The following is a 13,552-nucleotide window of genomic DNA, read 5'->3' as shown; positions in this document are numbered from 1 at the left end:
TCCTTCGGGTGATCAGGCGGTGTGTGCGGCGAGCGGCAGCGTGCGCGTGGGGGTGACCACGCCCGTGACGGGCTGGTCGTGCACGTCGCGCGGTACGTCGTCGATGAGTTCGGAGTCGAAGATGACCGCGTAGACCGGCGGGCACTTCTCCATCGAACCGAGGGTCTTGTCGAAGTATCCGCGCCCCCATCCCAGGCGCATTCCGTGCGCGTCGACCGCGGCGGCCGGGATGATGAGCAGGTCGACGTCGTTGACGGCGATGGGACCCAGAACCTCGCCGACGGGTTCGGGAAGACCGAACAGGCCCTCGGCGATCTCGGCGTCGGGTGTGGCGACGGTCCAATCGAGCAGACCGTCTTCGCGTGTGAGGGGAAGGAGCACCCGGATGCCGCGCGCCACGGCGCCGGCGACGAAGGCGTGGGTGCCGGGTTCGGTGGGCGTCGACAGGAAGCACGAGATGCTGCGCGCGCCGAGGCGGGCCACGAGCTCGTCGAGCTGACGGGTGATCCCGGCCTCGGCCTCTTCGCGTGCATGAGCGGAGATGCCCTGGCGGCGTTCGCGCAGGTCGGCGCGCAGTGCGCGCTTGGCCTGCTCGATGCGATCCGGCATGCGGTCAGTCTACGTGCGAGCGTCCTACCGGCGGTGTCCGCGGACCCCGGTAGGGTATGCCCATGCCTCATAAGCCCTTCAAGGCCGTGATTCCGGCCGCTGGACTCGGTACGCGCTTCCTCCCCGCCACCAAGGCGATGCCGAAGGAGATGCTTCCGGTCGTCGACAAACCGGCCATCCAGTACGTCGTCGAAGAGGCCACCGCGGCCGGGATCGACGATGTCCTCATCATCATCGGCCGCAACAAGAACAACATCGCCAACCACTTCGACTCGATGCCCGAGCTCGAGGCCAAGCTGCGCGAGAAGGGCGACAGCGACAAGCTCGCCAAGGTCGAGCACTCCTCCGACCTCGCCGACGTGCACATGGTGCGTCAGGGTGAGCCGAAGGGCCTCGGCCACGCCGTGCTGCGTGCGCGCGCCCACGTGGGCGACCACCCGTTCGCCGTCCTGCTGGGCGACGACCTCATCGACGAGCGCGACCCCCTGCTCACCACGATGATGCAGGAGTACGACAAGCGCAACGCCACGATCATCGCCCTGATGGAGGTCGACCCCGAGCACATCCACCTCTACGGCGTCGCCGCCGTCGAGGCCACCGACGACGAGAGCGTGGTCAAGGTCACCCAGCTCGTCGAGAAGCCCAAGGCCGAAGACGCCCCCTCGAACCTCGCGATCATCGGTCGCTACGTGCTCGGCCCCGACGTGTTCGGCATCCTCGAGCACACCGAGCCCGGCAAGGGTGGCGAGATCCAGCTGACCGACGCGCTCGAAGAGCTCGCCACCGGTGGCGGTGACGGCGGCGGCGTGTACGGCGTCGTCTTCCGTGGCCGCCGTTACGACACCGGCGACCGCGTCGACTACATCAAGGCCATCGTGCAGCTCGCCGCCGACCGCGACGACCTCGGTCCGGCCCTGCGCCCGTGGTTCAAGGAGTTCGCAGCGGGTCTCTGACCCGGCGAGAAGCCATGGATCTGTCGGTTCCGAGGCGGCACGACGAGGTCTCGATCCGTCTCATCCGCAACCGCGATGCGCGGGTGCTCCAGCAGCAGCTGATCGACAACCGCTCGTGGTTGCGCCGGTGGGAGGCGACCAGCCCCGACGGGCCGGTCTCGTTCGACATGCGCCTCGGCATCCGTCGCCTTCTGCAGCAGTACCGTGACGGCCTCGGCGTCCCCTTCGTGATGGCGTGGGACGACGAGGTCGCCGGGCAGCTGAACGTGTGGGGGGTGTCGCGCGGGTCGCTCGCTTCGGCGACGATCGGGTACTGGGTCGCCGAGGAGTACGCGGGGCGCAACATCACCACCGTGAGCGTGGCCATGGCCACCGACGTGTGCTTCACCGAGCTCAACCTGCATCGCGTCGAGATCTGCATCCGGCCCGAGAACCACGCGAGTCTGCGCGTCGTCGAGAAGCTCGGCTTCCGCTACGAGGGACTCCGCCGCCGATACATCCATATCGACGGCGACTGGCGCGACCACTACGCCTTCGCCCTCGTGCGCGAAGAGGTGCCGCACGGTGTGCTCGACCGGTGGACGCGGGGTCAGGTGCCGCCCGATGCGGCGCGTATTCCGCCGTCCGATCGGCTGTGACCGGTTTCGTTCTCTCTTTGCGCGCCTGATCGGCGAAACTCTCGGCACGACACGCGGGAGGATGCCGAGGTGTGATCTCTCGGTGACCTACCGTTGAGCCATGGGTGGGCAGGTACTGAGCGGTGGCGTGATCGTCTTCGTCGCCGTCGCGCTCTGGTTGGTGTACCTCTTGCCGTCGTGGCAGAGCCGGCACCGTTTCACCGCCGCCGAGCGTAACGCGGTGCGTCTGAACCAGGCGCTCCGAGTTCTCGCTGAGACGGCTGAGACCCCGCGTGAGGTGCGCCTCGAGCTCACCACCCGCACCGCCCACCAGCAGCAGAAGCTCGCTCGTCAGGTGCAGGCGCACAAGGCGCAGACCGAGCTGGCCGCCGCGAAAGCCCGCCTCGAGGTGGCGCGCCTCGAGAACGCCCGCGATCTCGACGTCGTGAAAGAGCAGCGCGCCGCCGCCATCGAGCTGGCCCGCGCCGAGCGCGCCGCGGCCGTCGAGGTCGCCCGTGCCGAGCGCGCCGCGGCCCTCGAGACCACGCGCGCCGAACGCGCCGCCGCGGTCGAACGGGCGAACGCCGAGCGCGCCGCCGCCGTCGCGCGCCCCGAACTCCGTCGCGCCCGTGCGCGCCGTCGCTTCCGGCTCTCGGTGACGGTCGTCGCTTTGCTCGGCGCGATCGCGGCCGGTGTCGGAGTGATCCAGGTCGTCGCGGGCGCCGTTCCCGTGCTTCTCGTCGCCGGCGCCGTGGTGGTGCTCGCCTCTCTCGTCCTTCTGCGTCGCGTGTCGGTCGTCGCCGCGCGCACCGGTGTACGTCCCCTCGAGGTCGCCGCCCCGCGCGTCGCGGCCGTGGTGCAAGACGTCGCCCTCGTTCCCGAACCGCGCCCCACCTGGACCCCGCGTGAGCTTCCGCGTCCGCTGGTCGCCTCGGTCGGCTCTCGTGCCGCCGCGGTGGTCGACGAGCAGATCGCCCGCGAGGCGCTGCGCGCCGCCGCTCGCGAAGAAGCAGCTCGCGAGATCGCCGCGCAGCAGGCGCCCACCCCGATCGAGACGGCGCGCCCCGCGGCCGCCGCGGCTCCGGCTTCGCCCTACGCGTCGATGGGATACGTGGACGACAGCGAGATCGAGGACCACGTGCGTCAGCTGCTCGAGCGGCGCGCGGTCGGCGCCTGAGCTCACCCCTCCCGTAAGGGAGAGCCGGCGGTATGCCCGAGTCGGAATGCGGCGTCGGAGACCCGAGCGGAGAGTGCGCTCGGGTTCGAGGCACGCCGCTCTGCGTGATAGTGTTGTCGAGGTTTCCGGGCCTGTGGCGCAGTTGGTAGCGCGCCTCGTTCGCATCGAGGAGGTCAGGGGTTCGAATCCCCTCAGGTCCACCGAGAAGACGGCCGATCGAACATGAGAACTCATGTCCGATCGGCCGTCTTGTTTCTGTATGCGCCCTCGCCTGTAGAGGAGTTCGCTCGAATCGTGCGTCGTGCGCGAAAACGCGCCCGCACTGCTGCCGCGACCTCTTCGCGGCTGCGGTGCGGGTTCTCGTTTCAGGCGGTGAGAGCTTCGGCGACTTTCGCCGTGTCCACGAACTGTTCGAAACGCACGATCAGTCCACCGCGCACCACGAAGTGATGAGCGACACGCACGTCGAGGTCTTTGCCCGTGGCCTTGTTGGTGGCGGTGTAACGAGCCAGCACGACGACGTTCTCACCGTCGACGACGTAGGTGTCGTCGTGGGCGGCCCAGCCGTCCCAGTCCCGGCCGAGGATCTCCATCACGTTCGAGGTGACGCCCTCGGGGGTGCGGTAGGTTCCGGCGAGCGGGAACCCCGCCATCTCGGTCCACTCGACGTCGGGGGCCATCGTGGCGCGCAGCGCCGTGAGGTCGCCCGCCGCCGACGCGAGATACTGACGACGCACGACGTCGCGAGGCGCCGGCGAGGTGTCGAAATCGGATTCGGTGTTCAGCCCCATGTCATTTCACCCTTCGCAACCGTCGGCCCGATCTGAGCTGCGATCAGCATGCCCGAGTCAGGGTAGTGCTCGACGAGCGCCGCGGTGACCGCCGCTCCGTCCGGAGACTGTGCGACGAGGCGTTCGAACGTCGCGAGGTAGTCACGCGTGTACTCGATCGCGGTGATGTCGTTCGGCGTCTCGGGGAGCCGGTGGCCGGCGACGACGACCGCCGGATCGAGGGCCTTCATCTCGTCGAGGAGCGAGACCCAGGCGCCGCGAAGCTCGGGGGTGGCGGTGTCGGCTGTCCAGACGTGCTCCTGCTGGAACACCAGGACACCGCCGACGATGGTGCGGCTCTCCGCATGCCACAGGTAGTGCCGGTCGGGGAGCAGGGCGGATCCGCCACGCAGCTCGAGGCGCTGACCCTCGATGTCGATGCCATCGACGGCGAGCGGGGTGAGGGGCGTCAGACGCGTGGGGAGGTTCGCGCCGAGTGCCGCCCACGCGCCGAGCTTGCCCTCGAAGGACGCCCGGATGTGCTCGATCACGATCGGGGTCGCCACCAGCTCGGCATCCGGGAAGGCGTCAGCGATGATCTCCAGACCGAAGGAGAAGTCGGGGTCGGCGTGGCTGACGAACACCGTCGTGAGCTTCTTGCCGGAGTCGAGGATGGCGGCGACGAGGCGGTGGCCGTCCGCCAACGTGAATCCGGCATCGATCAGAACGGCTTCGGTCTCGCCCGTGACGAGCACAGCGGACTTGTTCTTCGACCCGACCGGGAAGTCCAGATCGAGTACCTCGAAAGTGAGTGACATGGCAGCGAATGATCCTTCCTGAGGGAGGCCCGGAGGCATCCGGGTCGTGCACACGTGTGTGATGCACGATCAGGACAACAAAAGCTGACTGCTCAGCTATTCCCGCACCCTCGGTCCGGATCCGACGTCACGGCATCGGAGGCAGAGCCCGCGCAGCGTTGACGCTGAGGGTGCGGAGGGAACGGGCGAAGATCGCCGCGTCGTCGGCGCCGAGGACGTCGACGATATGCCGCTCGATGTTGCGGGTATGGAGCGCGCTCGCTCGCAGCAAGAGGTCGCGTCCCGCGTCTGTCAGCGTGATCAGCTGCACGCGTGCGTCCGTCTCCGACGGGGTACGGGCGACGAGTCCTTGGTCCACCCCACGCTGGACGAGGCGGGTTGCGCCGCCGGAGGTCAGAACCCTGCCCTGGGCGATGTCACGCACCGGAAGACCGCCGTCCCCACTGCGCCCCACCATGAGCAGGAGTTCGAACAGGGTGTGGCTGAGACCCGTGTGGGATTCGAGATCGCGACCCAGGATGTACTCGAGTCGGTTCGCCGCACCTATCAGCCGGCCGAAGATCAGGATTCGCGGATCGTTGGCCGCTTCCTGCGGGGTGTGGAACATGTGGTCGGCGGTCACCCCCTGATGATATGGCGGTCCCGCAATTCAGCGCCCTCCGACGCCCGTCGACCGGCCCTCGGACACGTGCGGCACCGGGTATCGCCGCGTCGGTTCACGCCCCCTGATACGTCCGCAGCTGCGCGAGCAGCGCCGGAGCGCCCGCGTCGAAACGACGCCCGCCCACCACGATGCCGATCGCGAACACGACGACTCCGAGCACGGGCCCGACCGCGAGGGCGATCCATCCGGCCACGGCCGAACCGCCGAACGCGGCGATCAGCGCGGGGATGACGGCGGGCAACGACAGGACGGCGACGAGCACCCAGCACGCGAAGAACGTCAGGAACATCGCGAACGACGAACCCGGCACGCGTTTGAACGGCGAATCGCCGGGCGCCGGCGTCGGGATGACGAGGAACGCCGAGCTCACGGCGCTCACCCCGAGCCCCACCAGGGTGAGGCCGAGAGAGGCGCCGAGCACGGCCGGGAGCAGGTCCCAGCGCGCGGCGATGCCGAGGGTGACGAGGTCGGCGAGGACGACCAGGGGAACGCTGACGGTCGCCGCGCCGAGCATGCGTCCGAGGCGGTCGTCGCGTCCCCGGATGCCGGTCTGCATGACCGTGGCGAAGGCGGTGCCGTCGTACGAGACATCGGTGTACGCGAGGATCCCAGCGAAGAAGCCCACGAGCAGCCCCGACAGGGCGAAGAACGGCGACGACAGGTTCCACTGCGAGTAGAGCAGGATGAGCACCGGCGCGAACGGGATCAACAGCAGCTGCTTGATGTAGCGCATGTCCCGCGTCCACGACGTGAGGGAGCGCGCCCAGGTCGCGCCGACGGGACTCGACGGCATGACGCCGAACCAGCCGAGCGAGCCCGAGCGCCGGCGAGCCGCGGAGCGGGCCGGGGGAGCGACGACCGAGGCCGCCAGACTGCGGTTCCACAGCAGCCAGAGCACGCACAGCGTGGCGGCGGCGATCACGAACCTCACCACCGCGGGAAGCCACGCGCCGGCGGCGAGGTCGCCCGGAACGGCCCAGGCTGCACCGATCGGCGTCCACGCGACACCGTCGACGATCGACTGCACCTGCATGCCCTGGTCGGTCGCTGCGCGGACGCCGTTGAGGATGCCGACCAGCAGGGGGCTGGCGAAGATGAGCACCGCGAAGCCGATGAGGCCGATGAGCTCGCGCGTGCGTCGTCCGCCGCCGAGGCCACCGGCCAGGGCCGCGACCGCCCGCGAGGCGACCACGCAGATGAGCACGCCCAGGGGCACGCAGACGAGCGCGGCGATCGCCGCGACGGGCTCGCGCAGCCACACGAGGAAGGTCAACAGGGCGCCGAGGCTCGTGGCGATCCCGGGAACGCCGGTGAGCCCGCCGGCGGTGATGGCCACCATCATCTGCCGCGTCGTCATGGGGAACGGTGCGAGCTTGGCGGGGTCGAGGGTGGTGTCGATCCCCGCAGCGAACACCGGGCCGATCACCCATCCGAGCGTCAGCACGGCGCCGCCGGCCGTGACCGCCGCTCGCGCGACGTCGAAGTCGAGGGTGCCGATGAAGAAGAGGCCGACCCCGGCCAGCAGCAGCATCCAGAGGGCGCCGAGGACACCGAAGATGAAGCCGACCAGCTGCATGGGGCTCCGCGTGAGGGTGTTGCCCAGCACGCGGAACCGGATCCTCAGGACTGTCGCAACCACTGGGGCCCCTCCGCGTGGTGGCGTCCGCCGACGAGGTCGACGAAGCGGTCCTGCAGGGTCGCGCCCGCGCGCACCTCGTCGACGGTCCCGGATGCCAGCAGCCGGCCCTGCGCGATGACGGCGACGTGGTCGCACATGCGCTGCACGAGGTCCATCGAGTGGCTCGACACGATGACCGTGCCGCCCGACGCGGTGTAGCCGCGCAGGATGTCCTCGATGTTCGCGGCCGAGACCGGGTCGACCGACTCGAAGGGCTCGTCGAGCACGAGCAGGCGGGGCGCGTGCACGAGGGCGCACGCGAGGGCGACCTTCTTGGTCATGCCGGCGGAGTAGTCGACGACGGGAGTGCCGGCCGCCTCGCCCAGGTCCATGATGCGCAGCAGATCGGCGGTGCGCGCGGCGACCTCGTCGCGCGCGAGGCCGAACATCATGCCCGTGTAGGTGACCAACTGCTCGCCGGTGAGGCGGTCGAAAAGGCGGACGCCGTCGGCGAGGTTGCCGATGAGCTTCTTGGCCTCGACCGGCTGCGCCCAGACGTCGACGCCGTGGATGCGCGCGACGCCCGCATCGGGGCGCAGCAGACCCGTCGCCATCGACAGGGTCGTGGTCTTTCCCGCGCCGTTCGGTCCGACGAGGCCGTAGAACGACCCCGCGGGCACGGTGAGGTCGAGCCCCGCGACGGCCGTCTTCTCGCCGAACCGCTTCATCAGACCGGTGAGGTCCATGGCGGGCAGCGAGTCGGTCGACGTCGGCGGTGCGACGGCGTCGGGGAGGGCGGACGGCGGCGGTACGTCACGGGGAATGTCGGTCACCCTCCGAACCTATCGGCGGGCCCGGTCCGACCGCAGCATTCGGTTCGACCGTGCGTTCAGTAGCGGATCGCGTCGATCACCCGCACCCGCACCGCCACCAGCGCGGGCAGCAGCCCCGCGAGGGCCCCCACGGCGGTGGCGGCGATGAGGCCGGTGATCGCGGCATCCACGGGGAACGGCGGGAAATCGCTGACCATGCCTTGTCCGATGAGATCGCGCATCGCGGGGGACTGCACGGCGATGATCGACACCGCGACCCCCACGGCGCCGGCGACCACGGTGGCGACGACGCTCTCCATCATGACCGCGAAGAACACGCGACCGGCCGTCGCACCGAAGCTGCGTCGGATGCCGATCTCGCGCACGCGCTGCTTCACCGTCACGAGCGCGATGTTCACCAGACCCAGGGCGCCGAGCAGCAGCACGAGCACCGCGATGCCGATGACCACCATCTTGGTCACGAGGAACGGATCGTCACCGTACTGCGCCCAGTCCTGACGGTTGGCGTTGACCTCGACTCCCTCGCCGAGGGAGCCCGCGAGGTCGCGCTTGATGAGGGTCGTCAGCTGGTCGGCGAGCTCCGGGGGGATCCACATCTCGTACTGCGTCTGCGGGGCTCCGCCGCCGTACGGATCGACGGCGACGGCCGACGATCCGCGCTCCCCGGTCGCGGCGTCCTGCATCGCCTGCAGTTGCCCGGCGAGCATGAACATCGAGGGCTCCACCTCGTAGTCCGCCGCCGGGGTGACGCCGACGACGACGGCGGTCACCCCGCCCGCGGGAATCCCGGATGCGGCGTTCGGCACGCCTTGACCGCCCAGAGCCACGAGGGGGTGGCTCTCGAGGGGCGGGCGTCCCATGCGGTCCCAGAAGACCTCGTTGACGATGAGCTGCGGGGCCAGCTGTGCGGCATCCGCCGACGTGAACCACTCGCCCTCGAGCATGCGCACGCGGTGCATCTCGCCGTAGGGCTGATCGACGGCCTGCGTCGCGACCTGCGCGGCACCGGTCGAGAAGGGCACGAGCTGCTGGATGCTCTGCACGCGGCTGGCGTACGACACCTGGTAGCGGTCGACGACCTCCGACCAGGCGGTGTCCATCGCCGCCGCGTCGAGGGCGGACCCGTCGGTGCGATACGCCTGGACGTACAGGGTGGCCGGCCGGCCGCTCGAGCGCTCGCTGAGCTCTTGGTTGGCCTGCTGCACGATGGCGCCGAGGGCGACCACCGTGGTGAGCGAGCAGACGGCGACGGCGACGCCGATGAGCGACAGCAGCACGCGCGTGCGGTGCACCCGCACCTCTTGCCAGGCTTCGAGCAGGGCGCCCACGAGGGCGGTCAGCGCGCGCATCAGGCGTCTTCCCGCTCGGACGCGTCACCGGATGCCGTGGCGACGGGCGGGGCGGAGGGCTCGACGCGGAGGGGCGCATCGGGCGCGAACCCCAGGTCGGCGAGGGCGTCGGCGTCGGTCGGGGCCGCCCCGTCGTCGGCGTGCGCGGCCGCAGGGTCGGCGAGGACGAGGGCCGCGGCGCCCGCACCGGGCGCCATCTCTTTGCGGTCGCGGCGCGTCAGCGGCTCGAGAGTCGGGTCGTCGACGGGGGTGAGGATGCCGCGATCGAGACGGAAGTGCCGACGGGCGCGTCGCGCGATCATCGGGTCGTGCGTGATGACGACCTGCGCGGCGCCCGTCCGGGTGGCGACGTCGTCGATGAGCTCCATCACGCTCTGCCCGGTGTCGAGGTCGAGAGCCCCGGTAGGTTCGTCCGCAAGGATGAGGCGCGGCCCGCGCACGAGCGAGCGTGCGATCGCGACGCGCTGCTGCTCTCCGCCCGACAGGCGGTCGGGCATGCTGTTCAGCCGGTGCTCGAGCCCGACGAGCTCGAGCATCTCGGCGGCGATCCTCTTGCGACGCCAGAAGGTGCGGCCGGTCGAGTACAGCAGCGGCATGGTCACGTTCTCGAGCGCCGTGCGGCCGGGCAGCAGGTTGAACTGCTGGAAGACGAAGCCGATCGCTGCCCCGCGCAGTCGGTCGCGTCGCGCCGCCGATAGAGCGCGGACGGGCTTGTCGTCGAAGGTGATCTCACCGCTGGTGGGCTGGTCGAGCAGACCGAGCAGGTTCAGGAGCGTCGACTTGCCCGACCCGGAGCGACCGACGATCGACACGTGGTCGCCGGGCTCGATGGTCAGATCGACGCCCGACAGGATCGTCAGGGCGGGCTGATCCTGCGGGATCACCGTGCGGGTGACCTCGCGCAGCGCGAGCAGGCTCATCCGGCCGGCGCCGGTTCGCAGAACATCGAGCCGTCGGGGTAGGTGGTACACCCCTCGTTCCCGGCGGCGAGGGCACCGGGCGCGAACTCGAGGATCTCCTCGCCCTCGGCGAGACCCTGGGTGATCTGCACCTGGGTGCCGTCGGTGAGTCCGAGGGCGACGGCGCGTTCTTCGGTGCTGCCATCGGCGGCGCTCACCCAGACCGTACCGCTCTGCGCCGCACCCCGCACGGCGGTCGTGGGCACCAGCAGCACGTTCTCGGCGCGGCCGCCCGCGATGGTCATCTCGGCCGCGAGCCCCGAGAACACCGTCACCTCGCCCGGAACCCCGCAGGTCGCGGTGGTCGAGGCGCCCGAAGCGCCCGTGCCGGCCGCCGCGCCCTCGGTCCCCGACGTCGGGGACTCTCCGCCGCCGCTGCCGGCGAGCGGGGTCGTGATGCGCAGGTTGCCGCACGTGAAGGCGGCGGGACCGCCGGTGATCGTGACGGTGGCCTCGGTGGGGCGGTTGAGCAGCCGGTACTGCTGGGCCGGCTCCAGGGTGCCCGACACCGAGTAGCTCGGCGGCGCGACGTTGCCCGCGACCGCGCCGATCGTGACCTCTTGGCCCGAGATGACGCTGAGGGCGCTGAGGGTGCCGCCGGCGGGCGCCGTGACGTTCTCCCACCGGAAGATGGCCGGCTTGGGCTTGCCCTCGGCATCCACGCTGTCGGCGGGGTCGCGCTCGATCGGCACCTTGACGTCGAAGACGACGTCTCCGGCGTTGACCTGCGCCCCCTGGGCGATGAAGATCTTGTTCACCGTGCCGGCGGCGGTGGACTTCAGCGGCACGGCCGCGTCGGCCGAGACCGTCGCCTTCATGACGACGTCGTTGGTGATCGTGCCGAGGGCGGCCACCACGCGGGGCTCGACGATCGCGCCGGTCGGTTCGGCCGGGGCCGCGTCGGCGGGCCGATCCGGGAAGAACGCCAGCTTCACGAGGGCGACCGCGAGGATCGCCACGAGAAGGATGCGCAGAATCGGAAAGACCCACGTGCGTGCGATCCCCATGAAACCCCCCGGATGTCGGAACCGTCGTCGTCGACGCGATTTCTTTCACCCTAGGGGTGCGCCCGTTTCGTCGATGTATGGCCCCGACGGGGTGAACGACGGATGCCACGACCCCGGCCGTGCACGGACGGCGGGTCGTGGCATCCGCTGTCGCGAGGGGATTACTCCTTCGGCGGCGAGACCACGCGGGGCTTCGACGGGTCGAGGGGAGCGCCCGTCGCCAGGCGCGAATGACGGCGCGAGTACGCGAAGTAGATCGCGAACCCGATGGCCAGCCAGATGAGGAAGCGCAGCCAGGTCTCGACCGAGAGGTTGAGCATGAGGTACGTGCAGATGAGCGCCGAGAGGATCGGGAGCACGGGGTTGAACGGCACGCGGAAACCGCGCTTGAGGTCGGGACGGTTGCGGCGCAGCACGATGACGCCGACCGACACGAGCACGAACGCCGACAGGGTGCCGATGTTCACCATCTCTTCGAGGACGCCGATGGGAGTGAACCCGGCGACCACCGCGACGATGGCCGTGACGATGACGGAAATCACCCACGGCGTACGGAAGCGGGGGTGAACCTTCGCCAGTTTGCCGGGCAGCAGACGGTCGCGCGACATCGCGAAGATGATGCGGGTCGCGCCGATCATCAGCGTCAGCACCACGGTGGTGAGGCCCGCGACGGCTCCCGCAGCGATCACGGTGGCCATCCACGTCTGTCCGTGGAACGCGAAGGCGTTGGCCAGGGCCGCTGCCGGGTTGAGCTGGTCGTAGGGCACCATGCCGGTGACGACGATCGCGACGGCGCAGTAGAGGATCGTGCAGATCACCAGCGACGCGATGATGCCGATCGGCAGGTCGCGCTGGGGCCGCTTGGTCTCTTCGGCGGTGGTGGCGACGACGTCGAAGCCGATGTAGGCGAAGAACACCAGGGCCGCACCCGCCAAGATGCCGCCGACGCCGAACGTGGCGGGCTCCAGACCCGACAGGAACTGCAGCAGCGGCTGCGTGAGGCCCGACGCCGACTCGGTCGGGACCGATTCCGGGACGAAGGGGCTGTAGTTGGCGGGGTTGATGAACATGATGCCCGCGATGATCACGAACAGCACGATGAACAGCTTGACCGCGACCAGCACCATGTTGACGCGGAGCGACTCCTTGATGCCGAGGGTCATCAGACCGCCCAAGACGATGACGAGCAGGATCGCGGGCAGGTCGACGACACCGCCGTACGAGAGCTCCGCCGGCAGCGTGATGCCGATCTGCTGCAGGAAGGTGCCGAGGTAGGCGCTCCAGCCCTGCGCGACGACGCTCGCTCCGAGGAACATCTCGAGGATGAGGTCCCAGCCGATGATCCAGGCGAACAGCTCGCCCAGCGAGGCGTACGAGAAGGTGTAGGCCGATCCCGAGACCGGCACCGTCGAGGCGAACTCGGCGTAGCACATGGCCGCCAGGCCGCACGCGATCGCGGCGACGATGAAGCTGATGACCACGGCGGGGCCGGCGACGTCGTGCGCGACGCGACCGGTGAGGGTGAAGATGCCGGCACCGATCACGACGCCCACGCCGAACACGGTGAGGTCGACCGCGGTCAGGGATTTCTTCAGCCGGAACTCGGGCTCGTCGGTATCGGCGATGGACTGCTCCACCGATTTCGTACGGAAAAGGCTCACGCGGTGCTTCCTCTGTCTCGGGTGGTGCTCGGGGAGCGAACACCACCCACGGAGAGTAGTACCGTCTTCGCCGTTGCGCCTAGCGTCCCCGCGGGAACGCCGGAGGGTGTAGCACGTCGCGCGCGCGGTGAGGAATACAGGGAATGCGGGTGTAAAGTTTTTCGTATTATGGCTCTCAAGCACATCACGCACCTCGTCGACGATCTCGACGGTTCCGTCCTCGAAGAAGGACAGGGAAAGCAGATCACTTTCTCTCTCGAAGGTCGTACGTACGAAATCGACCTCTCCGACCGAAATGCCGACAAGTTCTATTCGGCGATCGCTCCTTTCGTCGACGCCGCGCGTTCGGCATCGCGAGGCGCGTCGACCACGCGTCGCACGCGTCCGGCCCGCCGCGCGAACGACGTCGATCTCGGTGCCGTTCGTGAATGGGCGCGCGCGAACGGACACACCGTGAGCGACCGCGGCCGTGTTCCCGCGACGGTTCTCGACGCCTACACGGAAGCCCATTCCTGAA

The 13,552-nt window shown here is 69.6% G+C and carries 14 protein-coding genes and 1 tRNA gene; 5 read left to right on the top strand and 10 right to left on the bottom strand.

All coding sequences use genetic code 11. The annotated features are described in order from the left end of the window. Positions 1-12 precede the first annotated feature (12 nt). Positions 13-609 carry a 5-formyltetrahydrofolate cyclo-ligase gene (locus tag ASG45_RS12490; protein WP_055838114.1) on the bottom strand — a complete coding sequence of 199 codons (597 nt, stop codon included), beginning with the start codon at positions 607-609 and terminating at the stop codon, positions 13-15. A 62-nt stretch (positions 610-671) separates the two neighbouring features. On the opposite strand from ASG45_RS12490, the gene galU reads away from it, so the two are divergent. The 4 genes from galU (at position 672) to ASG45_RS12470 (ending at position 3,556) form a co-directional block, all read left to right on the top strand. After that, a complete protein-coding gene (galU, locus tag ASG45_RS12485; RefSeq protein WP_055839435.1) occupies positions 672-1,562 on the top strand; it encodes a UTP--glucose-1-phosphate uridylyltransferase GalU in 891 nt (296 codons plus the stop codon). A 14-nt stretch (positions 1,563-1,576) separates the two neighbouring features. Next, positions 1,577-2,200, top strand: coding sequence for a GNAT family N-acetyltransferase (locus ASG45_RS12480; protein WP_055838111.1), 624 nt, complete (start codon positions 1,577-1,579; stop codon positions 2,198-2,200). Between the two features lie 100 nt (positions 2,201-2,300). Further along, entirely contained in the window at positions 2,301-3,356 is a 1,056-nt protein-coding gene (locus tag ASG45_RS12475; protein WP_055838108.1) for a hypothetical protein, read from the top strand. A 127-nt stretch (positions 3,357-3,483) separates the two neighbouring features. Then, positions 3,484-3,556 (top strand) — tRNA-Ala (locus ASG45_RS12470). A gap of 165 nt (positions 3,557-3,721) precedes the next feature. Here the strand turns inward: ASG45_RS12470 and ASG45_RS12465 are convergent. The 9 genes from ASG45_RS12465 to ASG45_RS12425 all read right to left on the bottom strand — a co-directional run bounded on the left by ASG45_RS12465 (position 3,722) and on the right by ASG45_RS12425 (position 13,035). Continuing rightward, positions 3,722-4,147, bottom strand: coding sequence for a nuclear transport factor 2 family protein (locus ASG45_RS12465; RefSeq protein WP_055838105.1), 426 nt, complete (start codon positions 4,145-4,147; stop codon positions 3,722-3,724). Continuing rightward, the gene (locus tag ASG45_RS12460; RefSeq protein WP_055838102.1) at positions 4,138-4,944 is read right to left on the bottom strand and encodes an MBL fold metallo-hydrolase; all 807 of its coding nucleotides are present in this window, start codon (positions 4,942-4,944) and stop codon (positions 4,138-4,140) included. Before ASG45_RS12460 ends, ASG45_RS12465 begins: the two co-directional genes overlap by 10 nt. A 127-nt stretch (positions 4,945-5,071) precedes the next feature. Next, positions 5,072-5,566, bottom strand: a complete 495-nt coding sequence (locus ASG45_RS12455) for a MarR family winged helix-turn-helix transcriptional regulator (protein WP_200943417.1) — start codon at positions 5,564-5,566, stop codon at positions 5,072-5,074. 94 nt (positions 5,567-5,660) lie between these two features. Further along, positions 5,661-7,247, bottom strand: coding sequence for a hypothetical protein (locus tag ASG45_RS12450; RefSeq protein ID WP_055838099.1), 1,587 nt, complete (start codon positions 7,245-7,247; stop codon positions 5,661-5,663). Continuing rightward, positions 7,229-7,972 (bottom strand): ABC transporter ATP-binding protein, encoded by a 744-nt coding sequence (locus ASG45_RS12445; RefSeq protein WP_055839430.1) that lies wholly within the window; start codon positions 7,970-7,972, stop codon positions 7,229-7,231. The genes ASG45_RS12450 and ASG45_RS12445 overlap by 19 nt, the downstream gene beginning before the upstream one ends. Before the next feature lie 143 nt (positions 7,973-8,115). Then, complete coding sequence (locus ASG45_RS12440) at positions 8,116-9,408, bottom strand: ABC transporter permease (RefSeq protein WP_055838096.1); 1,293 nt, start codon at positions 9,406-9,408, stop codon at positions 8,116-8,118. Beyond that, positions 9,408-10,328 carry an ABC transporter ATP-binding protein gene (locus ASG45_RS12435; RefSeq protein ID WP_082516595.1) on the bottom strand — a complete coding sequence of 307 codons (921 nt, stop codon included), beginning with the start codon at positions 10,326-10,328 and terminating at the stop codon, positions 9,408-9,410. The genes ASG45_RS12440 and ASG45_RS12435 overlap by 1 nt, the downstream gene beginning before the upstream one ends. Next, the gene (locus tag ASG45_RS12430; RefSeq protein ID WP_055838093.1) at positions 10,325-11,374 is read right to left on the bottom strand and encodes an efflux RND transporter periplasmic adaptor subunit; all 1,050 of its coding nucleotides are present in this window, start codon (positions 11,372-11,374) and stop codon (positions 10,325-10,327) included. The genes ASG45_RS12435 and ASG45_RS12430 overlap by 4 nt, the downstream gene beginning before the upstream one ends. A gap of 161 nt (positions 11,375-11,535) precedes the next feature. Then, the gene (locus ASG45_RS12425; RefSeq protein ID WP_055838090.1) at positions 11,536-13,035 is read right to left on the bottom strand and encodes an amino acid permease; all 1,500 of its coding nucleotides are present in this window, start codon (positions 13,033-13,035) and stop codon (positions 11,536-11,538) included. A gap of 3 nt (positions 13,036-13,038) precedes the next feature. Here ASG45_RS12425 and ASG45_RS12420 point away from each other — a divergent pair, with 3 nt between their 5' ends. Continuing rightward, on the top strand, positions 13,039-13,551 hold the full coding sequence (locus ASG45_RS12420) for a histone-like nucleoid-structuring protein Lsr2 (RefSeq protein WP_327037595.1): 513 nt from the start codon (positions 13,039-13,041) through the stop codon (positions 13,549-13,551). Position 13,552: the final 1 nt, after the last annotated feature.

This window comes from Microbacterium sp. Leaf436 (genome assembly GCF_001424715.1).
Taxonomy (GTDB): Bacteria; Actinomycetota; Actinomycetes; order Actinomycetales; family Microbacteriaceae; genus Microbacterium.
This window is presented reverse-complemented; position numbering and strand designations above follow the sequence as displayed.

Bases quoted from the DNA above. Each gene is read 5' to 3' on its own strand.
- ASG45_RS12490 (WP_055838114.1), bottom strand. From the start codon at position 609: ATGCCGGATCGCATCGAGCAGGCCAAGCGCGCACTGCGCGCCGACCTG.
- galU (WP_055839435.1), top strand. From the start codon at position 672: ATGCCTCATAAGCCCTTCAAGGCCGTGATTCCGGCCGCTGGACTCGGT.
- ASG45_RS12480 (WP_055838111.1), top strand. From the start codon at position 1,577: ATGGATCTGTCGGTTCCGAGGCGGCACGACGAGGTCTCGATCCGTCTC.
- ASG45_RS12475 (WP_055838108.1), top strand. From the start codon at position 2,301: ATGGGTGGGCAGGTACTGAGCGGTGGCGTGATCGTCTTCGTCGCCGTC.
- ASG45_RS12465 (WP_055838105.1), bottom strand. From the start codon at position 4,147: ATGGGGCTGAACACCGAATCCGATTTCGACACCTCGCCGGCGCCTCGC.
- ASG45_RS12460 (WP_055838102.1), bottom strand. From the start codon at position 4,944: ATGTCACTCACTTTCGAGGTACTCGATCTGGACTTCCCGGTCGGGTCG.
- ASG45_RS12445 (WP_055839430.1), bottom strand. From the start codon at position 7,972: ATGGACCTCACCGGTCTGATGAAGCGGTTCGGCGAGAAGACGGCCGTC.
- ASG45_RS12440 (WP_055838096.1), bottom strand. From the start codon at position 9,408: ATGCGCGCGCTGACCGCCCTCGTGGGCGCCCTGCTCGAAGCCTGGCAA.
- ASG45_RS12435 (WP_082516595.1), bottom strand. From the start codon at position 10,328: ATGAGCCTGCTCGCGCTGCGCGAGGTCACCCGCACGGTGATCCCGCAG.
- ASG45_RS12430 (WP_055838093.1), bottom strand. From the start codon at position 11,374: ATGGGGATCGCACGCACGTGGGTCTTTCCGATTCTGCGCATCCTTCTC.